This is a genomic window from Novosphingobium cyanobacteriorum (genome assembly GCF_029436685.1).
Taxonomy (GTDB): domain Bacteria; phylum Pseudomonadota; class Alphaproteobacteria; order Sphingomonadales; family Sphingomonadaceae; genus Novosphingobium; species Novosphingobium cyanobacteriorum.
Genome location: NZ_JAROCY010000036.1, coordinates 1 through 21,559, shown reverse-complemented (window position 1 = coordinate 21,559; position 21,559 = coordinate 1). Strand labels below are relative to the sequence as shown.

General features: G+C 63.2%; 16 protein-coding genes and 1 pseudogene. 8 read left to right on the top strand and 9 right to left on the bottom strand.

What is annotated here, in order from left to right; all coding sequences use genetic code 11:
• From POM99_RS21035 to POM99_RS21020, 4 genes are all read left to right on the top strand, one after another.
• On the top strand, positions 1-499 hold a 499-nt coding region (locus POM99_RS21035), incomplete at its 5' end, for a chromate resistance protein ChrB domain-containing protein (protein ID WP_277280642.1).
• Between the two features lie 2 nt (positions 500-501).
• Positions 502-1,899 (top strand): chromate efflux transporter, encoded by a 1,398-nt coding sequence (gene chrA, locus POM99_RS21030; protein ID WP_008603799.1) that lies wholly within the window; start codon positions 502-504, stop codon positions 1,897-1,899.
• Between the two features lie 11 nt (positions 1,900-1,910).
• Positions 1,911-2,642 (top strand): superoxide dismutase, encoded by a 732-nt coding sequence (locus POM99_RS21025; RefSeq protein WP_008603800.1) that lies wholly within the window; start codon positions 1,911-1,913, stop codon positions 2,640-2,642.
• Positions 2,643-2,730: 88 nt separating this feature from the next.
• Complete coding sequence (locus POM99_RS21020; protein ID WP_157838154.1) at positions 2,731-3,810, top strand: Cj0069 family protein; 1,080 nt, start codon at positions 2,731-2,733, stop codon at positions 3,808-3,810.
• A gap of 84 nt (positions 3,811-3,894) precedes the next feature.
• Here the strand turns inward: POM99_RS21020 and POM99_RS21015 are convergent, their stop codons facing one another.
• Positions 3,895-4,455: a recombinase family protein gene (locus tag POM99_RS21015; RefSeq protein ID WP_017184234.1), complete on the bottom strand. Its 561-nt coding sequence runs from the start codon at positions 4,453-4,455 to the stop codon at positions 3,895-3,897.
• Positions 4,456-4,628: 173 nt separating this feature from the next.
• On the opposite strand from POM99_RS21015, the pseudogene POM99_RS21010 reads away from it, so the two are divergent.
• A pseudogene (locus tag POM99_RS21010) lies at positions 4,629-7,487 on the top strand (Tn3 family transposase); the annotation flags it as partial.
• Positions 7,488-7,599: 112 nt separating this feature from the next.
• On the opposite strand, the gene POM99_RS21005 reads toward POM99_RS21010, so the two are convergent.
• From POM99_RS21005 to POM99_RS20980, 5 genes are all read right to left on the bottom strand, one after another.
• Positions 7,600-8,952, bottom strand: coding sequence for a DUF7986 domain-containing protein (locus POM99_RS21005; RefSeq protein ID WP_054590512.1), 1,353 nt, complete (start codon positions 8,950-8,952; stop codon positions 7,600-7,602).
• A 55-nt stretch (positions 8,953-9,007) separates the two neighbouring features.
• A complete protein-coding gene (locus POM99_RS21000; RefSeq protein ID WP_084758701.1) occupies positions 9,008-10,291 on the bottom strand; it encodes a site-specific integrase in 1,284 nt (427 codons plus the stop codon).
• 1,155 nt (positions 10,292-11,446) lie between these two features.
• Positions 11,447-12,838, bottom strand: a complete 1,392-nt coding sequence (locus tag POM99_RS22520; RefSeq protein WP_369011649.1) for a TniQ family protein — start codon at positions 12,836-12,838, stop codon at positions 11,447-11,449.
• Positions 12,835-13,677 (bottom strand): TniB family NTP-binding protein, encoded by an 843-nt coding sequence (locus POM99_RS20985; RefSeq protein WP_054590509.1) that lies wholly within the window; start codon positions 13,675-13,677, stop codon positions 12,835-12,837. Before POM99_RS20985 ends, POM99_RS22520 begins: the two co-directional genes overlap by 4 nt.
• Entirely contained in the window at positions 13,674-15,347 is a 1,674-nt protein-coding gene (locus POM99_RS20980) for a TnsB C-terminal domain-containing protein (protein WP_054590508.1), read from the bottom strand. Before POM99_RS20980 ends, POM99_RS20985 begins: the two co-directional genes overlap by 4 nt.
• A 139-nt stretch (positions 15,348-15,486) precedes the next feature.
• Between POM99_RS20980 and POM99_RS20975 the strand changes: the two genes are divergently transcribed.
• A complete protein-coding gene (locus POM99_RS20975; protein WP_277280640.1) occupies positions 15,487-16,113 on the top strand; it encodes a MarR family transcriptional regulator in 627 nt (208 codons plus the stop codon).
• 6 nt (positions 16,114-16,119) lie between these two features.
• Here POM99_RS20975 and POM99_RS20970 read toward each other — a convergent pair whose 3' ends face one another.
• The 3 genes from POM99_RS20970 to POM99_RS20960 all read right to left on the bottom strand — a co-directional run bounded on the left by POM99_RS20970 (position 16,120) and on the right by POM99_RS20960 (position 18,946).
• Positions 16,120-16,398, bottom strand: coding sequence for a WGR domain-containing protein (locus tag POM99_RS20970; protein WP_277280639.1), 279 nt, complete (start codon positions 16,396-16,398; stop codon positions 16,120-16,122).
• Between the two features lie 127 nt (positions 16,399-16,525).
• Positions 16,526-17,509: a ParB/RepB/Spo0J family partition protein gene (locus POM99_RS20965; RefSeq protein ID WP_277280638.1), complete on the bottom strand. Its 984-nt coding sequence runs from the start codon at positions 17,507-17,509 to the stop codon at positions 16,526-16,528.
• 231 nt (positions 17,510-17,740) lie between these two features.
• A complete protein-coding gene (locus POM99_RS20960; RefSeq protein ID WP_277280637.1) occupies positions 17,741-18,946 on the bottom strand; it encodes an AAA family ATPase in 1,206 nt (401 codons plus the stop codon).
• A 554-nt stretch (positions 18,947-19,500) separates the two neighbouring features.
• On the opposite strand from POM99_RS20960, the gene POM99_RS20955 reads away from it, so the two are divergent.
• Positions 19,501-20,805, top strand: coding sequence for a replication protein RepA (locus tag POM99_RS20955; protein WP_277280636.1), 1,305 nt, complete (start codon positions 19,501-19,503; stop codon positions 20,803-20,805).
• 73 nt (positions 20,806-20,878) lie between these two features.
• Positions 20,879-21,469, top strand: a complete 591-nt coding sequence (locus POM99_RS22585; protein WP_438823044.1) for a DUF7146 domain-containing protein — start codon at positions 20,879-20,881, stop codon at positions 21,467-21,469.
• The last annotated feature ends 90 nt before the right edge of the window (positions 21,470-21,559 follow it).

The window sequence follows — 21,559 nt, the reverse complement described above, 5'->3', positions numbered from 1 at the left end:
ACCGGTTGTCTGGTCCGCTCTCCGGTCGGGGCTGCGCCCCTCCCTACGATCAGACCAGACAACCGATCCTACCGGCCATCATAGTCGCCGCTCAACCGGCCATCGTAGTTGTCGCCGCGCAGCCTGGCTCATTCGCCGCTTCATCGACCCCGAGGCGAGCTTCAAGTTCGTCGAGGGCAAAGGATATGTGCCGGAGCCTGACGAACTGAGGTTCGACATGGCGGACGCTGAGTTCACCCACGAAGGCGACCGCTGCTCCTTCGAGACCTTGGTGTTCCTCACCGGTCTCGAGACCGACCCCGCGCTGCGGGCGCTCGGCGAAATTGTTCACGACCTTGATATTGCCGATGCTCGGTTCGAGCGCCCGGAAACTCCGGGAGTGAGCGCGCTTATCGCCGGCATCTGTGCCGGCACCGACGACGACGAGGAGCGGATCGCGCGCGGATCGACCGCGCTCGACGGATTCTATGCTCACTTCACCCGGCGAAAAGAGGACTAAAGATGGAGGCCAGCGCACGCGCTGAAATCGCAGTCGAGACGCTGCACGAGCACGGCATCAGCTTTGGCGAGGCGGTGCGCGTCTGGATCAGGGTCGCGCTGCTCAGCTTCGGCGGACCGGCGGGCCAGATAGCGGTGATGCATCGCATCCTGGTCGAGGAGAAGCGCTGGATCGGCGAGGAGCGGTTCCTCCACGCGCTCAACTATTGCATGCTGCTGCCCGGCCCTGAAGCGCAACAGCTAGCTGTCTATATTGGCTGGTTGCTCCATAAGACCAAGGGCGGCCTGGTCGCGGGCGCGCTATTCGTGCTGCCCGGCTTCCTCGCGATTTTAGGGCTCAGCTATGTCTATGTGCTGCTCGGCGAAGTGGCGCTGGTCGAGGGATTGTTCTTCGGATTGAAGGCCGCCGTGCTGGCGGTGGTGCTACAGGCGGTGGTCCGGGTGGGTTCGCGTGCCTTGAAGAACAACGTCATGCGCGGTTTTGCCGCGCTGGCGTTCGTCGCGATCTTCGTGCTCGACGTGCCCTTCCCGCTGATCGTGCTTGCCGCCGCGCTGATCGGCTTCTTCGGTGGCCGCGCTGGTTACGCCGCATTCAAGGGCGGCGGCGGACATGGTCCCGCCGGCGCTGAGATAATCCACGACCGCGACACCGCTCTTGGCGAGGGCCTTCCCGACCATGCCCGGCCGAACCTCTCTTGGTCGCTGCGCATCTCCGGCGTCCTGCTGCTGCTCTGGCTCGGGCCGGTCGCAGCGCTGCTGTTCGCGTTCGGCCCCGACGACGTGTTCAGCCGCATCGCCACCTTCTTCAGCCAGATGGCGGTGGTGACCTTCGGCGGCGCCTATGCGGTGCTCGCCTATGTCGCGCAGGAGGCAGTCGAGACCTATGGCTGGCTCCAGCCCGGCGAGATGCTCGACGGGCTCGGCATGGCCGAGACCACGCCCGGGCCGCTGATCATGGTGACGCAGTTCGTCGGCTTCCTCGCGGCCTTCCGCGAAGCGACCGGGCTGCCGCCGCTCGTCGCCGCGACCTTCGGCGCAATCCTCACCACCTGGGTTACCTTCCTGCCATGCTTCCTGTGGATCTTCGCCGGCGCGCCATTCATCGAGCGGCTGCGCGGCAACCGCGCATTGTCGGCCGCGCTTTCGGCGATCACCGCCGCAGTGGTCGGCGTGATCCTCAATCTGGCGGTCTGGTTTGGTATCCACACTCTGTTCGAGCAAGTCCGCGAAGTGCCGTTCGCAGCCGGCACCATCGATCTCCCAGTCCTAACGTCCGTCAACTGGCCGGCGCTGGCGCTCGCGGTGGGTGCGATACTCGCCATGTTCCGGTTCAAGGCCGGCATGCTGCCGGTGCTCGGCGTCTGCTCGGTCCTCGGGGCCGCATATGTAATGATCATCTGAAGGAGTGACGCGTGACGATCGACCATCTTTCCCGACGCAGTGCAATCGCAACTCTTGGCATCGGAGCCGCCGCCATGACTATCAACGAAGCCTCTGCGCAGACGCCGGCCGCAGCGCCGGCGGCTGTCCCCGCCTTTGCCGGAAATCATCAGGTCAAGCCGCTCAGGTTCAATCCCGCCAGGCTTCACGGCCTCTCCGAAAGGCTGATCACATCGCACCACGAGAACAATTATGCGGGCTCGGTCAAGGCCCTGAATATGATCGAGACACGACTTGCCGCCGCGCTCGCTGACACGGACCTGCCGCCGGTGGTCTATGGCGGATTGAAGCGCGAGGAGCTGCACCGCACCGGCTCGGTCGTGCTCCATGAGGTCTATTTCGACGGGCTCGGCGGCAACGGCCAGGCAGCCGGTTCCATCCGCGACGCGCTGGGCGCGGCGTTCGGCTCGTTCGACCGCTGGGAAGCCGACTTCCGCCGTACCGGGATGAGCCTTGCCGGCGGATCGGGCTGGTGCGTGCTCGTCTACAATCTCCACACGCGCTCGCTGCACAACCATTGGGCGTGGGATCATATGCACGGTGCGATTGCCGGCGTGCCGCTGCTCGCGCTCGATATGTACGAGCACAGTTTCCACATGGATTACGGCACCGCCGCCGCCAAATATGTCGACGCCTTCTTCCGCAACATCGACTGGGAAGTGGTCGACCGGCGCTATGCCGCGGCTTTGCGCGGCGGCGGCTGAACCCGACCGCCGTGGCTTAACACCCACTGCTGCGCGACACCTGAGTTCGCGACCACAAAGGGGACAGGTCCGATGGGGAGATGCAACAATGACATCCGGCCCGAACATCGCTCTTCTTTGGCGTGGGCAAGCAGCCGAGTGGACGCATCGCTTTCATGAAGCCCGGCAGTGGCCGATAATGCAGGCCTTGCGGGCGCTCGGGGCGACCGCAAGGCCTGTACTGTACAGGGACGAGGCGGTTCGCGAGATTCGGGACGAGCTGCTGTCGTGCGACGCAGTGCTGGTCTGGGTGAATCCGTTGGACATTTCAGGCGACCGCTCGCAGCTCGATCCAATGCTGCGCGAAGTCGCGGGGTGCGGCGTTGTCGTCAGCGCGCATCCTGACGTGATCGCCAAAATCGGCGTCAAGGAAGTGCTCTACACAACGCGATCCATGGAATGGGGCAGCGATGTCGATCGATACGTGGACGCTGAAGGCCTTCGCGCTCGTTTCCCCGAACATCTTGCCGCAGGCCCGCGCGTGCTGAAGCCGAACTACGGCAACGGCGGCAGGAATGTATGGCGTGTCCAACTAGACGAAGCGGGAAACGCTCCGGCTTTGAAAACGTCGGTGAAAGTTCAAGAGGCCCGCCAAGGAAGCAAATCGGAGCGCATCAGCCTAGCCGAGTGCTTGGAAAGGTGGGTGCCGTTTCTAAACGACGGCGGCGTGCTGATCGATCAGGCTTATCAGCCGCAGTCGTCCGAGGGCATGGTCCGCTGCTACGTGTGCGGGCACCGAGTGGTTGGCTTTGGGCACAACCTGATCACTGCGCTGATGACGCCAACGGCCATTGATACAACGTCGTCAACCCCACAGCCGATGGGCCGCGCCATGTTCGGACCGGAGGTGACGCGCTTCGCAGCCTTACGGAAAGCGATGGAGGATCGCTGGATTCCAGAGATGCAAAGGTTGCTGTCGATCGTCGACCACGATCTTCCGCTTCTTTGGGACGCCGACTTCCTATTTCGCCCTGGTGAAGCCATCAGCGATGGCTCCTATGCGCTTTGCGAGATCAATGCTAGTTCGGTTGCACCATTTCCGCCAAGCGCCGTCCAGCCAGTCGCCGCAGCGGCAATCGGTCGCGCTCTTGCCATTCGTTTGACGAAGGAGACCTCCAATCCTCATTGATATGATTCAAGCAATTCAAGAGACGTGACATTGGTCGTATCAATCAGACAAGCCTAAGGGTGAGCGAGGCTGGGTGAAACCGGCTCAGGTGGCAGCGCGGAGATACTGGTAGAGGGTTTCGCGACTGATCCCCAGGTCACGGGCGATGACGGCCTTGCGCTCGCCGTCATCAACACGGCGGTGCAGCTCGGCGACCATTTCGTCGGAGAGGGAACGTTTCCGCCCGCGATAAGCACCGCGTTGTCTGGCGACCGCAATGCCTTCGCGCTGCCGCTCCCGGATCAGGGCGCGCTCGAATTCGGCGAACGCACCCATGACCGAGAGCATCAGGTTGGCCATCGGGGAATCCTCGCCCGAGAAGGCCAGGCTTTCCTTCACGAACTCGATCCGGACGCCTCTTTTGGTGAGGGACTGAACCAGTTTGCGCAGATCGTCGAGATTACGCGCCAATCGATCCATGCTGTGGACCACGACGGTGTCACCCTCGCGGGCGAAGGCGAGCATGGCATCGAGTTCGGGGCGGTTGATGTCCTTGCCCGATGCCTTGTCGGTGAAAATCCGGTCGAGCGACTGCCCGTCCAACTGGCGATCGACATTCTGATCGAATGTGCTCACCCGGACGTAACCGATCCTCTGGCCTTTCATCGCCGCCTCCGGTCAAAATGTCAGGTTGAATTCTATGACACGGCGGAACATGCGTCAATAAATGCTTGCCATAACCCTATCCTGACAGAAACCGCCGCTGCATCCTGACGTCCGGTTAGGCTATACTCCAGATTGACGCTAGCCTGTCGCTCTCGACTCGGGATGGAGGCAGGATGGCGCGGCGGCGATTATTGACCGGAGAAGAAAGGCGTCGCCTGTTCGATATCCCCCATGACGAAACCGCGATCGTCGGCCACTATACCCTTGCCGCCGAGGATCTCGAACTGGTCGGTCGCCGCTATCGCCCTGCCAACCGCCTCGGTCTGGCAACGCAGATCGCGCTTATGCGGCATCCCGGCTTCGGTTTGCAGCCCGACGTCGACGTCCCCGATGCGGTCCTTCACTATCTCGCCGCCCAGCTCTTCGTCGATGTTGATGCGTTCGCCGACTATGGCCAGCGCGCGCAAACACGTAACGATCATGCCGACATTGCGGCACGGCATCTGGGGCTACACCCTTTTCGGCGAGGGGATATACCGCTCGCGCTCGATCTCGCCGCAAGAGCTGCGGAGCGGACCGATCGGGGCGAACCTATTGTCCGCGCATTGATGGAGGGGCTGAAGCAGGAACGCTTCATTCTTCCATCGGCAGACACGCTCGAACGTGCGGGCCTCGCCGGCAGGGCACGCGCCCGCAAAGCCGCGGCGGCGCTCATTGTCGAAAGCCTGGGTCATGCCGAACTGGCGCGGATCGATGATCTGATCGTCAACAACAGCGACTTCGGCATGACGCCGCTGGCCTGGCTGCGCAATTTCGAGGAAGCGCCCACCACGGCGAACATCAACGGGCTGCTGGAACGGCTACGCTATGTGCGCGGAATCGGCATCGACCCGGCGATCGGCGCGAAAATCCCCGACTTCCGGTTCGCGCAGTTCATGCGCGAAGGTGGCGTTGCGCCGGCGTTCCTGCTCTCCGATTATAGCCTTAACAGGCGCCGCGCGACGCTGATCGCGGCGGTCATCGACCTCGATGCCAGGCTCGCCGATGGTGCGATCCAGATGTTCGACAGGCTTGTCGGAAGCCTGTTCACACGGGCGCGGCGCGGGCGGGAAAGGCGCTATCAGGACAGCATCCGCTCGGTCGGCGAACTTATGCGGCTGTTCGGCGCGACGATCGCCGCGCTGGGAGAGGCGGTCGAACATGGCGGTAATCCGCTCGAACTGATCGACGAAGCGGTAGGCTGGCACAGACTGGTCGCAGCCAAATCGCAGGTCGATGCGCTGGCCGAGCTGGCGGGCGAAGATGCGCTTGTCGCGGCGACTGGTCGCTATGCGACGCTGCGGCGGTTCAGCCCGGCTTTCCTCGATACATTCACGTTCAAGGCATCGGGGAGCGGATCGCAACTGGTCAAGGCCATCGAGGTCATCCGCGATACCAATGCCCGCAAGGCCCGCAGCCTGCCCGAGGGCGTTCCGCTCCCATTCGCCAACCGGCAGTGGAAGCGCCTCATCACCGAAGGTGGCCAGGTCGATCGCCGGCGATACGAGACGGCCATCATGGCCACGCTGCGCGATCGGTTGCGCGCCGGCGACATATGGGTCGAAGGAACCCGCAATTATCGCCGCTTCGACACCTATTTGCTGAGTCGACGCGATGCCGATAAGGTGGCCGACAGCCTGCCATTCCAGACCGATGCGGCCGCCTATCTGGAGGAGCGGGCAAGGACGCTCGACTGGCGGCTGCGCCGTTTCGCCAAGCAACTCAAGGCGAACAGGCTCGCGGGCGTGGCGCTCGAACGCGACCGGCTCAAGCTGCAACCCATGCCGGCGATCACTCCACCCGAGGCGGAGGCTCTCGATCGCAGGCTCGACGCCTTGCTTCCGCGCGTGCGGATCACCGAACTCCTGGTCGAGGTGGCCGAGCGCACCGGGTTCCTGAGCGCATTTCGCGATCTTCGGTCCGGCAAGGAGCATGACAACCCGCACGCGATCCTCGCCGCCATTCTCGCTGATGGATCGAATCTGGGTCTAGAGCGCATGGCCAACGCCAGCGACGGGGTGAGCTACGCCCAGCTTGCCTGGACCCACAACTGGTATTTGTCGCCCGAAAACTATCAGGCCGCGTTGGGGATGATCGTTGCCGCGCACCATGATCTTCCTTTCACGCGCCATTGGGGAGCCGGCACTAGTTCATCCTCCGATGGGCAGTTCTTCCGCTCGGGCCGCAACCGATCGGCGGCGGCCGACATCAATGCGAAATATGGCAGCGAGCCGGGCCTGAAGATCTACTCCCACCTGTCCGATCATTTTGCCTCGTTCGGATCGCGGATCATGTCGGCCACCGCCGGCGAGGCCCCCTACGTGCTGGATGGCCTGATGCTCGGCGCCGGCGCGCTACCGCTGCATGAGCATTACACTGATACCGGCGGCGCGACGGACCATGTCTTTGCCCTTTGCCATCTTCTCGGCTTCCGGTTCGTGCCCCGTCTGCGCGACATCGCCGACCGGAAACTCGGCTCGATCGCCGCGCCTTCGACCTACAAAGGCATCGAAAGCCTCATGGGCCGCACGATCAAGACGGCGGCGATCGAAGCCGATTGGGATGACATCGTCAGGATCGTCGCCTCCATTAAGGAAGGAGCCGTTGCGCCCTCCGCGATCCTGCGCAAGCTGGCCGCCTACAAGCGCCAGAACAGGCTGGATTTTGCGCTGGCCGAACTCGGCCGCATCGAGCGGACGCTATTTGCGCTCGACTGGCTTGAACAGCCCGACTTGCGTCGCGCCTGCCAGGCCGGCCTCAATAAAGGCGAAGCACGTCATACCCTTGCCGCCGCGATCTACACCAACCGACAGGGGCGGTTCACCGATCGCTCGATCGAGAATCAGGAATATCGGGCATCGGGCCTCAATCTGCTGATCGCGGCGATTTCTTACTGGAACACCGTCTATATGGACAGGGCCGCCCAGCATCTCCAATCATCCGGCGGCACCTTCGATGATGCGCTGCTTGCCCATCTCTCGCCGATGGGCTGGTGTGAACGGACAGAATAGGCTGCAGTCTGCTGCACGTGCGAGACTCTGCTGAAAGACAGAAATCCCTGCAGCGCTGCTGCCAGATATGGCTCACCATCGGTTCAATCCGCCGCTATTTTCGCAAATCGGCCATGCCGAGCTCCTGCCACATCCAGGTAAAATCGAAGGTCGCCATGGGATCGCCCGTCTCGCGCGACTTGGCCGAACCGTTCTCTAGATATTTGAGCCACTCCGCCACTTTGGACCTCCCGGCCTTGGTGCGGGCCAGCGCGCGCGGTGTCCGGTCACGCAGCATCGGAACCGGATGATCGAGCGCCTTGGCATATTCGCGGGCCAGCATCTCGTGAACCACACGCTCAATTTCCTCGGGCGGCAGGTCCGGCCCTTCGTCCCGTCCACCATTCCCCGCATCGTCAGCAAGCATTTGCGCCAGTGTTCGGATTTCGGTCAGCGGCGGGCCGATCCGCTCGCCCAGCCATTCAGCCATCGTTGCCCTCGCCACCTCGGCGCGCTCGGCGCTGTTGACCTCAACCACCAGTTGCCGCCCCTTCAGTTCGACATTGGCGAAGACCGGCGTGCCGTCGTCCATGGTGGTGGCAATGGCCTGTTTGCCCCTGCCCGGCTTGCGCGCGGCGGCCTTCGGCGCCAGCCAGTTCCAGAAGCTGTCGCTGGCCGGCTCCAGCCATGCGGCGGCATCGAGCATGCGGGTCACGGTCTGCCGGTTCGCACCCTTGGCCAGCGGGAAGACGATCCGATGAAACACCACGTCCTCGCCATCGGCGTTGACCAATTCGGGCAAGCCAGTCGCTGCCTGCATGCCCAGCGCATCAAGCAACCAGACGCCGGTGAACAGCGGCGCGCTGGAGCCGAGCAAGGCGCCCTGATCCGGCGCGCCAGCTTCGGCTTCCAGGCGGGCAAAGCTGGCGATCAGCTCGGTGCTGGCGTCCGGCCCGAACGGCAGCAGGGCGCCAGAAATCCCCCATCGCCCGTTCACCTGGACAACTCGCGTTGCAATTCTGTCCCAATTGACGAGCGTCCGGGTCGCGCTGCGCTCGATGACCGTGACCGGTTCGCCTTCCCGCAGCAGATCGGTGAGCCGCATCGACTGGCCCGGCACGACCTCGCTGACCTCGTAGAGAGACATCGCTGCGCCGCGCAGCGCCCGCATATAGGCCTTGTCCGGAGCCTTTTCGCTCCAGCCCCGCCGCTTGAGATAGGTGTCGACGAGGTTGCAGCCGTCCTCCCAATCATCGCGGCCCATCAGGTCCTCGAAAGCGCAGCCCCACAGAGGCCCTTCCCAATGGTGGCCCACCGCGTCGAAAATCGCCTCGGGTTCCAGGCCTGTTGCCGCGCAAACCGGATCGAGATGCAGCGCCAGGATGGCGTCAAGCCGTTCGTCCCACGGCGCGCGCTCGGCAAACCGGATGAGCCCGCCAAGATCGTGACCGGCATTGCTCTTCGACATTCGATCCCACCCTTTCCCTATACTGCCTGCGAGGCAGACCCCAGGCTACCTGCCGTCAAACCCTGCGACCCGCCAGCAGCCGCGCGGCCGCATTGGAGGCGGGCGCAAGCCGGCGGCCATAGCGCAGCGCGGTCCCGACCGAGGACCAGCGCAAGGCCTGGGCAATCGGGCCGGCATCCTCGCCGCTGGCGAACAGGTCCTGGGTCAGCCCCACGCGCAGCGAATGCGTGCTCAGGCCGCCCAGCGCAATCTCGAGATCCTCGCCCATCAGATCGACCAGCCCCATGTCCGCCGCCGCCAGCGCCCGCTTGCGGATGATCGACCGCACCGCCGCCACGGTCAGCGCGGTGTCGCCGACGACGTAGGTGACGCTGGCTTGCCGCGCGGGAATGGCCGCCATGCGCTCACGGTCAACGCCGGCGTTGTAGGCGAGATCGGCGATGGCGAGCGCCCGGCGGCCGGGGTGGCCCTTGGTGCGGATCACCCCGACGCGGCGGTACAACGGTCCGGTGCGGATCGCGGCAGCCTCGCGCCAGAGAGCGATCCGCCGGACGGTTTCAGGAGACACCCAGACAGAGGCCCCCTGCCCTTCCTGATCGGTCTTCGAGCGATCGATGTCGAGCAGGCCGCTGCCATCGTCCTGGACTTCGAGCGCCTCGACCCTCGCCTCCAGAATTTCCGACACGCGCAATCCCGCATCGTAGCCGAGCGACAGCAGCGCCGCATCGCGCAGGCCCGGAAGGTCGGTTCCGCAGGCTTCCATCAGCGCCGCCAGCGTGAATCCCTTGACCGGAGCGTTGCCGATCGCTTCCCCGAGCCGCAATCCGGCGGCCTGCCGCTGGGCCTTGCCCTGGCGGCGGCGCAGACCCTTCATCGCGTCGCGGACCAGCGAACTCGATACGGCGCTGGGGATTCCAAGCAGTCCATGCACCGTCGCCAGCGTCGCCAGCTTGCGGGCGATAGTCGCGGGCTTCTGGTTACTGGCCTCAAGATGGTCGATCCACTCGGCAATGCGCTCGGCCGAAGCGGGGAGACCAGCTCCGGCCTGTTCGCTCGCGAACAGGGTATAGCCTTCAAGATCGCAGGTCATCGCGCGCAGTGTCGCCGGGCTGCGCGCCTCGAGCGCCTTGGTGAAATTGACCTTGGCCACGGCGGTATCGCCATCGACCAAGCTGGAGAGGACGGCGACGAACCGTTCGACCGTCGTCAAGCCCGGCCTCGCCCGGCGCTTGGGCAGACGCGCTTCGCTGGGGCCAAGCACCGTGACGACCTCGCCTTCGGGCACTGGCGTCCTATCGGAAAGGCTGGTTGGCGATGCCAAGACCAATTTGCGCTTCATCGGGGCCGAATACCATGGCGAAACGGCCATGTCACTATATGTAATCTCCCATTATCATTAGTGCACTTCAAAGCCCTAACAGCTATGGTACAGTTAACTCCAGTTTGCTAGGCCTGTGTCGATGGCGAATTTCGAAGCCCATTTTGCCGGATTCCATCCGCTCCAGGCGGACGAAGACGCATCGCCCGAAGCGCTCATGCTGGCCCGCTCGCGCGCCGCGCTTGCCTGGGGCCGATTGCAGGGTCTGGTAGCACATCTCGAGCCCGGCGTCGCCGATCTGCTCGCCGCCAGCGTCATTCATGCACAGCTGCGTGATGCCCTATCCCAAGCGGGCCACGCCGGCGCCGCAGCAGAGATCGACCTCTGGCTTTGCGGCCTTGCCGCGCCTCCGGCCGAAGGCCCGCACGTCTTCGCGGATCCCTGGGGAATCACGCATGCGATCCTCACCGAGCTGTCGCTCGCCCGCTGGGAGCCGATCGCGCGGGCTGCGCAGCGCCTGCGCGCGGCGGCCGGCCCGGATCGCGGGTGCGCCGGCCCCGCCGACCCGCTCTCGCCGCGCGAGGCGATTGCGCTCGCTGGCCAGCTGGCCAGTGACGCGGTCCCGCACAGCGACAGCACCTGGCCGCTCGTGGCCATCGACCACCTCCACGCTGCTGCTGCGGCATCGACCGAATTCGCCCCGAGCGAGCCCGACCAGTGGCTGCTCGACCTTCCAGGTGGGCCGATGGCCCTCGCGCAGCCGCGCGCCAGAACGCCGCTCTGGGCGATCGATCTCGTGGCCGGTGCAGCCCTGTCGGGGTCCGCGCCCGGCACAGTCCCCCTCCCCTGCCCCGGCGCGCTGCGCGCCGAGGCGCTGGCACCCTGGCTATGGCCGCGCGAACGCGGCATTCTGGTCGCCGAGGCGCTCGAATCTAGCGCGGAGCGGCTCGCAAGGCTGGTTGAACAGGCCCGGACGCGCCATCACCACATGACCTCCACCCTTGCAGACCTGCGCTCGAATTCGCGCGCGCCCCTGCTCTACACCCTGCTCGCAGGGTTCGGACCCTTGCGCCCGGGCCAGATCGAGCGTGCCCTCCACCTGTCCAAGAACGGCGCGCGCGAACTGGTCAAATCGCTGAAAACTGCGGGCCTTGCCGAGATCGAGCGGCATCGCGGTCAGGTCCTGATCCGTGCGAGCCTGGCGGGCGGCACGGGACGCGAGACAGATCCAGGAGTGGACCTGTCTCCCGTGCTCTCGGCTGAAAGCCTCGCCGAATTCGACGACGCCATGGCCGCCATCGACCGGCTGCTCGCCCGCTCGAATGGGTCGGCGTCGAAAGAATGACCTGGCAGGTCGAGCACAATGCGAAACGCGGGATGGGCAAAGCGCCGGGTCAACCGCTTGTGGAGCAGTCCCGGATTTCCAAGGCAATCCTCCCACGGATCGGGGCGCCCGGTCGCTGCGGGGACGAAATCGTCGGCCAATCCGCACTGCTTCAGGAAGAACAGGGCATCCTGGAACCCGCGCAAGCAGCTGAGCGGAGATTTCGCGGCACTGGCAAGCTCGGCTGCGTAGCGGCGGCGTACCTCGCTCGCCAGGACCTCGCGCTGTCGGCGCACCACTTGCGCCGCATGCACCGCAGGGTAGCCCAGCCAGGCCTGCTCGAGCTTCTGTCCGGCGACCTCCAGCACGCGGCGTTTGCGGTCAAGCTCGCGCTTCCCCACCGCTGCGATCGCGGCCGCGAGATCGGCCAGGCCGGGCACCGCGCCGCGAGCGGCTCGCCTTACCGGACCACGCGCCGGCTGCGCATCGAAGCGGAACGTGCGGTCCATCCGTTCGGCTTCTTCCACATTGCTGCTGTGCAGCGCCGCCAGCAACAGGTGGCGCGAAGGCGCAATATGGAACCGGTTGCCGATCAATGCCGCGATGTATCGCTTTGAAAACGCGTAAGAGCTGGGTTCACTGCCACGCAGATGGGCACGGGAAATAACGAGATTCCAGGCGAGGCGAGTGCTGACCAAAGTAAACCGCGCCATCTGCTCGCGTGTCCGCTCCACCGTCTCCTCCAGCAGCCGCTGCGCCGCCATCGAGCGCCCCAGCGCCATGATGCCCCGAAGATCGATTAGCAGCAGATCATGGCGCTCGCAGCGCAGGGTAACGCGCAGGATCCAGCTCCGCTCAATCCGCCACTGCGCGCCGCTTTCCAGCCAGTCGAGCCAGCATTGCGCGCACCCGATCGAGCGCAGCGCCGGGGGCAGCAGGTCGCCGCGGGGACACCCCACGAAAGTCCGCAGAATGGCCTCCTCCGGCAGCGCCGTGGCCCAGGCCAACCGCTCGACTATGACCCTGCGCCGCTCTGCGGTGCCATCGGCTAATGAGGCCAGGTCACAGGTAGCGAGGGCTGTCTCGATGCCGAGATGGCTGAACAGCGCCTTGCGCGTGGTTTCATGCCGCGCGGCCAGACGATGCAGCCAGGATTCAAAGCATTCCCCCGCCAGGGGCCTGACCCGGAAGGCCAGCGGCTCGATCTCGGCTCTGCCCTGAGCGGCGCCCATCCCGGCGCTCAATCCGGGCTATAGGGGGTAAAGAGCTGCAAGGCCTCGCTGATATCGTCGTGCGCTACCAGCACGCGATCGTGCCGCTTGGCGACCTTTGCCGACCAGTGCAGGATCCGTTTGAAATTGCCGGTTACCCCGCCGCTTTCGCGCCAGATCCGCTCGGCGAACGCGGGCTCGGCGAGATGTTCGGGCTCGGCCATGTCCATGCCCATCGCCAGCGCCCGGATCAGGCGCTGCGACGGCTCTCCCGGCTCCCACAGCGGCAATCTGAGCATGATCGAACGAAAGGCGAGTTCGACATCGTCGGCGAAGATCTGGCGGGCGACATCAAGCCCGGCCACGACCAGCGGCACGTTGCCAGCGCTCATCAGAAAGCGGAAGGCATCGAGCGTATCGCGCCGCGCGACCCCGCTGGCGGTCAGGATCACATGGACATTGTCGATCGCGACCAGCCTCGTCCCCTGCGCGGCCAACAGATCGACCACCTTGAAATCGGCGGTTTTGTGCGTGTTTGTCCGGATCGGCCAGCCCTGCTTCCAGAGCAGCGCCAAGTTGATCTTGAGCGAGGTCGGGCTTGAGGGAATGACCGTGCGCAGCACGGGTTGGTACCGGGCCTCGCCCCAATCGGCGGGCTCGGGCAAGGCCTCGGTCAGACGCCGCTGCGCCTCGCGCAGGATCGAGGTCTTGCCCATGCCGGACTGGCCGGTGAGGACGATGCAGGTCGGTCGTTCTTCCGGATCGTCATGCGCAACCTCGACGATGGTCTCGACGGCGTTGCGGGCTTCGTCGAAGTCGATCCAGAATGTGGATAGGTGCCCCGAGGGCTGCGCGGTGGTGACCGCGCTCACGGGCGCACCTTCAGCCAGGTATCCTCGCCCAGTTCCCCCACCGATTTCCACTGAACCGGCTGTTTTAAAAGCTTTTCAGGCGTCCGCAGGTCCGCGAGCGTAAGCCCCTCCCCTTCGCGCCGCTTTGCCCGCCGTCGCGCCTCCTTGGTGCGAACCCGCGCCTGATGGATTTCCTGGTTTGCCGCTGCGATGGCGCGGGCCGTCGCCGCACGGCCGCCATCGGCCTGGTAGCCGCGGCCCAGGGCCCTCACCTTGGCCCTGGCGGCTTCCCAGTCCGCCTCCCAGACATCGGGATACTGGCCGATAACCGCCATTTGCACGAAAGAGCCCTCGAGCTCGGCATAGACATGCTGGATCGTCCGTTCGTCCCAGCTGACCTCGATCTTCTGGCCTATCCGCTTGCCGAGCGCCGGGTGCCAGTAATGGCGATGCTTGATCTGGATGCCCCGGGAATGGACCGTCAGCGACTTCGACGGCAGAAATTGGCGAAAAAGCTCGTCCGCATTACACGAGACCGGGAGCAAGGGACCATGGCGCGCTGCCTCGCGTTCCCACATCTGCGCCGGGCACAACCCGCCGAGCGCGGAATGCGGCGTGTGATGATAAACCGCGATCTGGCACAGCAGCCAGCGCTCGAATTCCGCAAGGGTCATCGCCGCTTCAGCCTCGGCGTCGTAGTCATCGCGCGCAGACACGTTCGATCCCGTAGCACCCGGCAAAAGTCTCAGTTTTCCGACCATTGTGCCGATCAGCCGCTCGATATGGCCACCCAGATGGGCCGGGCCGGGTTTGCGGACATCCGGGTCGATGCCATTGCGCACGCAGGCCCGCCGAAACGACTCCGAGCGATGCGGCTTGGCCTGATCGGCATGCAGGCGCCGGAACAGGCCGAACATCGGGTAGCTGACATCCACACCCAGGTGTTCAAGCACCGGTTCCTTGGGCAGCAGCGCGCTCGCGACCGCCCTGCCGCACCGGAAAATCGAAGGATCGCCGAAGCTGACATAATAGCCGAGTATCGCACGGGTCCAGATTTCAATCAGGAACGTGATCCACGGCCGTCCGAGCTCTTCCCGCCGCAGGCTGTCGACCAGGATAACGTCCCCCCTGGTATGGTCCATCTGGACAAGATCGAGGAAACCATCGCTGCGGTATTCCCCAGGGTGCGCTTCATGCGCGCTGCGGGTCTTGGAGCCCATGCTGGCCTTGGCCCACACACTGCTCGGAATCTCGGCCAGCAGCCGCTCGATTGTCTTCTCGCTCGGGATCAAATCGGCGGAAAACCGGTGCTCTCCGTTATCTGCATGGAGCAAGCCCCATATTTGCCTAGCCGCTTCAGCGCGGTTCGGCGGCACCATCTTAAGCGCGATCTTGTTGGTCAGCGCATCAATGGCGCTTCTCACCACCGGGTCGATCCGATGTGAGCCGGGAGGCGGTCCTCGGGGCTTAGGTGCAAGCGATTCGGCAACCGGATGCGCCCGATACCGCGCGGCCAATGTTCGGATCTGGCGCTCCTTCAAACCGGTGGCTTCGCAAATAGCGGCAATCTGCGCCGCCGTCACCGGCCCGGACACCGAAATATGCCTTCGGAAATGCGGGAACAGTGCCAATCCCGCCTCGAGGGACTTGAGGCTGCGCTTGGGTGCAGGAGACGGCATTCGCTCAATCATACGATTGGCTCCGCTGTAGATTCCCCTGTATCGTCAAATGTAGCATAATCTGTCCGGCCATGCGGCGTGGAAACGTGCTGCGACAGAGTTATGCGTATTTGAGTCATCCTATCCTATTGATTAAACGTCCTTTTTAGAATTGCAGTCTTTTCTGTCGGCTGACAACAGGGCGCTCGAACGGCTCGACGCGCTGCTGCCGGCGCACGACCCCATGGCAACACTGGAAGAATGGCTCGAGCAGCTGCGCGATGACGAGAACGACTTCCTCGAGCTCGGCAGCGAGGAAGTGGTGATCGAAGGCAAGGTGTTCCAGCGCTTCGCGCCGCGCGGCAGCGCCTGGGCGGCATCCCTCGCCGCCGCGATGCGCCCGCATCTGTTCAGCCTTGGTGCCGCCCCGCTCGCGCTGGCCGGGCTCGCGCCTCGCGCCCTGTTCCGCGCCGAGCCCGAGAGCCCCCTCCCCGCTACGCTGAGCCGCGCGATCGCTTCAGCCGCAGCCGACGTCGCCACCGACCTCGCCGCGGTGCGCGCTGCGCTCGCGCTCGGCAACGAACGCCTCGCCGGGCTCTACGCCTCGTCGCAGGCGCCGGCGGTGTGGCACCTGATCGCAGGCCTGGGCCCCCTCACCCGCGCCGAACTGGCCCGCGCGCTCGGGGTGACCCGCCGCACCGCCTCACAGGCTGCTACGGTGCTCGAGAAAGCTGATTTGGCCGCTTTGCGCCCCGGAGACCATGCCCTGATCCCCAAATCGGCTCCCAGAGGCTCCTGAGGTGCGCTACGGCGCCAACGCGACTTCGCGGTAGGGCACACCGATCCGTTTGGGCGCAGATGCCCGGCGGCGCAGCAGCTGGCGGGCAAAGCGCGCCGCTTCATCCGCGCAGGCGAACGAGACCGCCCTCCCCTGCCCTTTGGTCCCGATCCGCCCCCAGGCGAATTCGACGATGGAGGCCCCGAACAGGTCACGGCTCAGGGCGACGGTATAGCGCCGGGCGACGTTGCGCTCGGCACAGATGGCCTCGAGCCAAATAAAGCTGCCGTGGGTCAGGCTATCCATGCGCGCATGAATGCCGCAGCGGGATTCATGTGATCCAACGGGAAATTTGAATCAGTGGAGTCGGACTGATTCACGCAGGCGATTTATCGCGTGCGCCCCCCCCAAGCGGTCAGGATGAGTATTTGCATTAGCCTTTCTGCAAGACGGATTCGATCGCCTTTAGGACCTCAGCCGTTGACGCACCGCTCCGAGCAGGAACCTTGAATGTGTGCCCTCCCCTCGCCGAATGCGCATAGCGCAAGATCACCTTGCCATTCGCCCCCTTCACTTCGGCATCGGAGTTAGACGACTTTACCGGAGCGACAGTTGCGCGAATGAGGCGCTTCGCAATCTCTGGAGCGGGAAGCGCAGTTCCAAGATCATCGCGCTCAGATACGATCGCCCGACTTTCGGCGATCATGAGATCCAGCGCTCGCCTGTCAGAAGTCAGCGGCTTGATGTCTCTCGCTACACGCACGGTAATGCCGTGGGTGTCCGGGAATGCCGCTACGATCTCGGACGGTAGCCGCGCCACATCCAACAAGCGGCTGAGCCAGGACTTCGAGATCTTTAGATGCTCGGCCATCTCACTCTGGTTCGAGTTGTAAAACTCGTCGAGCGCACGGGAGTATTCCTTCGCGCGCTCCCAGTCCGAGATATCCTTCCGAGACCGATTCTCGATGTCGGAAACTCGAAACGCCTCTTCGTCGGAGACGTGCTGGATCGTTACGAGGTATTCGAATTCGGGATGGTGGTGGGTTCGTAGCCAATTGACCGTCCACCAACGCCGAACGCCCGCAATGATCTCGAAGTCGTAATCCGGGTCGTCCTTGAGGCGGCGGACGATTGCCGGGATGCGTTGCTTCTTGGCTGAGAGGAATGCGTCGATAAGATCACGGCAGCTATCTTCGGAAAGATGGTCGAGATCGCGGTTATGAAGCCGCCAAGGCCGGCAGCGGGCTGGGTCTACCCACTCCGTCCGGTCAGTCACGACTTTGCCTGCAGCGATCCGCGCCAAGCTCTGACTGCGGCTAGCCATGATGCTTTCAGAGGGTGCCGGAGCGCCCACCTCGATATCGTCATCAAGCCCTTCCGTCAGGCTGCTTCCGAAGCCCCGATTTCCCTTGGCCATATCGTATCCCGAACCTCTCTTCTTTACTCGCTGGCGGCGTAGTTGCCACGTGGCAACTCCCTTCCCTGAGGCGCTGTGAGACCGCCAGATTTGGCGAGTTGCCACGTGGCAACATCACCGGAAAACCACTTCAATCTCACGCCTCAGGTCTCATAACCATCACCTGATAAATTCCATTATGACATTGATACTATGCAGTTTTGTACCTGAGTTGCCACGTGGCAACTCCGCCTAAACCGCCTCCCCTGCCCTGCTCGCCCAAGTCCGAAGTACGTCAGTCTCAATCTCTTTGCAGACGTCGCTCAGATGCTTCATGCAGCGGTTGTGAACCTCGTGCGATGTGACTGGCCTATCGAGTTCAAAAACAGTCTTCATGCGTGAACTGGCGTTGTCGATTTCCGCGCTGGTTTTTAGAACGGAGGTTGCCATTGAGCCTCCAAACACCTGCCGCATCATCGACAGGATTTCCCGGTGCATGGACTTGCTTTCATCCACCCTGCTCCCGACCAGGCGGATGAAGTTGTAAGCTGGCTTCACCCTGCCGGCGATCTGCTCAAGCTGCTTCATCGTGGTGCGAGCCATGTCGATGAAAGACACGGTGGAGGCAAAATCGATCACGCTCGGCGGCACCGGGATGACCATCGCATTGGCCGCCTGAAGTACAGCCATTGAGACCATGCCAAGGGCCGGCGGAGGATCCATAACGACGACATCATAATCATCGACGACCGTGTCGATGGCTTCGGCGATCAGATCGATGATGTCGAAGTTCTGGTTCTGCGCGAGGTAGCCCGCAATCTCATACTCGAGGTTGTAGAGCTTGAGGTTGGCCGGGATCAGGTCGAGGCCGAAAAAGTGGGTCTTGCGAATGATCGACCGCACCCCGAGGAGTTCGGGGTTGTGAAAATGCCCATAGAGAGTGTCGTCTTCGCTCAGATCCACGTCGGGCCGATATCCGAACATCATCGTCGAGCTGGCCTGGCTGTCGCAGTCGATGAACAGAACCCTGTAACCGTGAATGGCGAAGTGCTGAGCGAGATGCAGCGCGACCGTCGACTTGCCGACACCGCCTTTGAAATTGGACACGGAGATAACGGCCGGAGTGTCCGTTGGGGCTCGCCATGGGCGAGTGCCGAAGACGGCACGCATCTGATCGAGCTCTTCCAATGTGTACTGGACGCGGTGGCCAGAAGCAGTTCGGTCACGTTGCGGCAGCCGCCCATCTCGCTCGGCCTCCCGGATAGCCGAGGCCGTTCTTCCGACAAGTGCGGCCGCTTTCGAGATCGAATATGAGGGGCCGACCTTTTGACCCGTCTCCGGATCAAGGGCACCATCACGAATGCGCTTGAGGATGGTGAGGGCTTTGCGATGCAAGGTCCCCAGACCGTCTTCCAAGAGTTCATCGGTTTGTGCGTTGAGCGCTGCTTCGCTGGCCATGTTCACCGCTTTGTGAGATTGAGCGGGCGAATTAGCACTCTTGGCAGTTTTGAGCAAACATCGGCCATCAACCTTACAAACTGACCGATGATCTCCGTGCGCTTTTCCGACCTGTTAGCGAATCGGACCCTTCGATGGCCGCTGGATTGAGCGACAGCCACGGCACGGAAGGGAGGTTCCAAGACTGGCCACCGTCCTTTCTGGCAACGTCCGAACACCATCCAGGAGTCCATGTGGATAACCACCGATGATCTCGGTGCAAACCGATGAATTCAGTGCATTTAAGCGATGATCTCGGTTCCGTTGAGACCGATGATCTCAGAGCCCATACCTACTAAAGGAATCTCCTAAGAAAATCCGATTCGCGAATCGTTTTTGAATTTTTTGGGATTGGTTTCGGGTCAGTCGAACAGAACCGCTCTGAGATCATCGGCGGATTTGGAGGTTTGAACCCCGGAATTCCGTCAAAACTGCCAATGGCCTTGCTTTCGAAGCCCAAACCTGTTGTTTAACCGCCAACCCGAGGCTCCAATGAGTCGGGAAGGGACGGTTCAATGAGCGGAGACACACTGCGTCCGATCGGACATCAATACGCCCTAGCAATGCTAGGCGGTGGTGAAGAGCGAGTCAGGTCGCTTGCGCAGTCTGCCGGCACTCAATTGACCATGGACGCCTTTCTGCGTGTTCAGGACGAAGAACCGGTCCCGGCCTTTCTGCATTCAGCGCTTTGCGCAATGTCGCTGCCCACAAAGCGTCCGAAAGATGATACCCAGCCCATACTTCGTGAAGACGGAAAATATGCGCTGGCAATCAACCCCAGGCCTATACTGCAAACCGTCGATGGCAAACCAACGCTGCGGAGCCTTGGTGTACCCTATGGGGCCTATCCACGCGTCGCGTTGATCTATTTGCTGTCACAGGCGGTGACCAAGCGCTCGCGTGACGTCTACTTAGGCCGTAATTTCACCGAGTGGATGCGCCGTCTTGGCTATCAGACGGTTTCCTATGGGCCACGCGGCACTGCCAATCTGATGAGGGAGCAGGTAGACCGGCTTCTGGCCTGCGAATGGCAAATTCGTTGGGAAGGCAACGAGGGCGGCGACAACGCTTTCGCCGTTCGGGATGTGAAGATTTCGAATGAATACGCCGGATCACTTGAGAAAAATGGCGCATTTGCTCGCGAGATTCGAATGTCAGAGGCTTTCTACAGCCATCTGCTCGATCATGCCGTTCCGCTTAACGAGGTCGCTATCCGAGAGCTCAAGGGTACGCCGACGGCACTCGACCTCTACACATATCTTGCGTACCGACTTCCGCGGATTGGAAGCGATCGTGGGCAAATAATCTCCTGGGATCAGCTGGCTAAGCACTTGGGCAATGACGCCGATAGTAAGCGCTTTCGGCAAACCGTGCGCGAGACCATGCAGTTGGTTTCCGCAGTTTATCCCAATGCTGACGTCGATTTCAGCGGACGCAAGGTTGTCCTGCGACCGTCACCTGCACCGCTGGAGCGTAAGCTCGTCGGGCCGCACCTGCGTGCAATTGGCGCTTCAACGGTGGAAACCGCACCGAGATCATCGGTCGTCAAGACACCTCGCGCGCGCCTTCGCGAAACCAAGGCCGTCGAACCACTGCTCCATTTTCCGGGCGGTAGCCTGACATACGGCGATCGAGAGACGAAGTTTCGGGCGATCGGTCTCGATAAGGGCCAGCCGTGGTGTGTGGATACGATGGCGAATGCTTTCCGCGCCGGCTTCCCGGGTATCAAGCAAGCGCGCACTGATGCTGAATGGCTCAGAGTCTGGGAAGGGTTCGTCATCAAATATGCCGAGCGACGCTCGCAGACTGGCGCAAGTTGACCGATGATTTCCGAGCCCTTCGCACGGAGTTAGTTTTCGGCGGGAGAGGGGAGAAGGGCTGAGCTGGGCGGTTATGGCCCTCGTCAGCAATCCCCCTACCTCAGATCTCCGCGCACTAGTTGCCCGTCTCGGTGGCAAGTGGTCGGGCACCACCGCGATGTGTCGTTGCCCCTCCCATGCAGACCGAACCCCATCCCTGGCGATCAGGCAAGGCGATCGCGGCATCCTCGTGACCTGCCATGCCGGTTGTGATCCAACCGACGTCCTTCGGGCGCTTCGCAAGGTTGCCAACCTGCCAAGGATTGGCCCAGCAAACCTCGCTGCCCGACCGGCTCGACAACCATCAGCCTTTCTCGCCATCTGGCAGGCGGGTCGACCGATCGAGGGGACTCTGGCTGCACGATACCTCCGCGAAGTGCGCAACATCTGGGCGCCGCTTGAAGACCTGCGCTATCATCCGCGCTGTCCAAGAGGGCAGGGGAGGCTCGTCCAGTTTGAACCCGCCCTGCTCGTCGCAATGCGCAAAGCTGGCGAGATCGCCGCAATCCAGCGGATATTCCTCGATCCAGCAACCGGAGGCTACACCGACAAACTGGTCCTCGGTCAGGCGATCGGTGCCGCCTGGACCAATGGTGTCAATCGGCGTTCAAAGTTGACCCCCTGATCGGCGCGTAAAACTGACCCCCCTATCGGTCTGGCAGGCGGTTATCCCGGTAGTCCATGGGAGGGGCCCGCGCATGCCGTCGCGCGCCGT

What these genes read in the sequence shown, in the direction of transcription:
- chrA (WP_008603799.1), top strand. Translation starts at nt 502, where the DNA reads ATGGAGGCCAGCGCACGCGCTGAAATCGCAGTCGAGACGCTGCACGAG.
- POM99_RS21020 (WP_157838154.1), top strand. Translation starts at nt 2,731, where the DNA reads ATGACATCCGGCCCGAACATCGCTCTTCTTTGGCGTGGGCAAGCAGCC.
- POM99_RS21015 (WP_017184234.1), bottom strand. Translation starts at nt 4,455, where the DNA reads ATGAAAGGCCAGAGGATCGGTTACGTCCGGGTGAGCACATTCGATCAG.
- POM99_RS21005 (WP_054590512.1), bottom strand. Translation starts at nt 8,952, where the DNA reads ATGTCGAAGAGCAATGCCGGTCACGATCTTGGCGGGCTCATCCGGTTT.
- POM99_RS21000 (WP_084758701.1), bottom strand. Translation starts at nt 10,291, where the DNA reads ATGAAGCGCAAATTGGTCTTGGCATCGCCAACCAGCCTTTCCGATAGG.
- POM99_RS20980 (WP_054590508.1), bottom strand. Translation starts at nt 15,347, where the DNA reads ATGATTGAGCGAATGCCGTCTCCTGCACCCAAGCGCAGCCTCAAGTCC.
- POM99_RS20970 (WP_277280639.1), bottom strand. Translation starts at nt 16,398, where the DNA reads ATGGATAGCCTGACCCACGGCAGCTTTATTTGGCTCGAGGCCATCTGT.
- POM99_RS20965 (WP_277280638.1), bottom strand. Translation starts at nt 17,509, where the DNA reads ATGGCCAAGGGAAATCGGGGCTTCGGAAGCAGCCTGACGGAAGGGCTT.
- POM99_RS20960 (WP_277280637.1), bottom strand. Translation starts at nt 18,946, where the DNA reads ATGGCCAGCGAAGCAGCGCTCAACGCACAAACCGATGAACTCTTGGAA.
- POM99_RS20955 (WP_277280636.1), top strand. Translation starts at nt 19,501, where the DNA reads ATGAGCGGAGACACACTGCGTCCGATCGGACATCAATACGCCCTAGCA.
- POM99_RS22585 (WP_438823044.1), top strand. Translation starts at nt 20,879, where the DNA reads ATGGCCCTCGTCAGCAATCCCCCTACCTCAGATCTCCGCGCACTAGTT.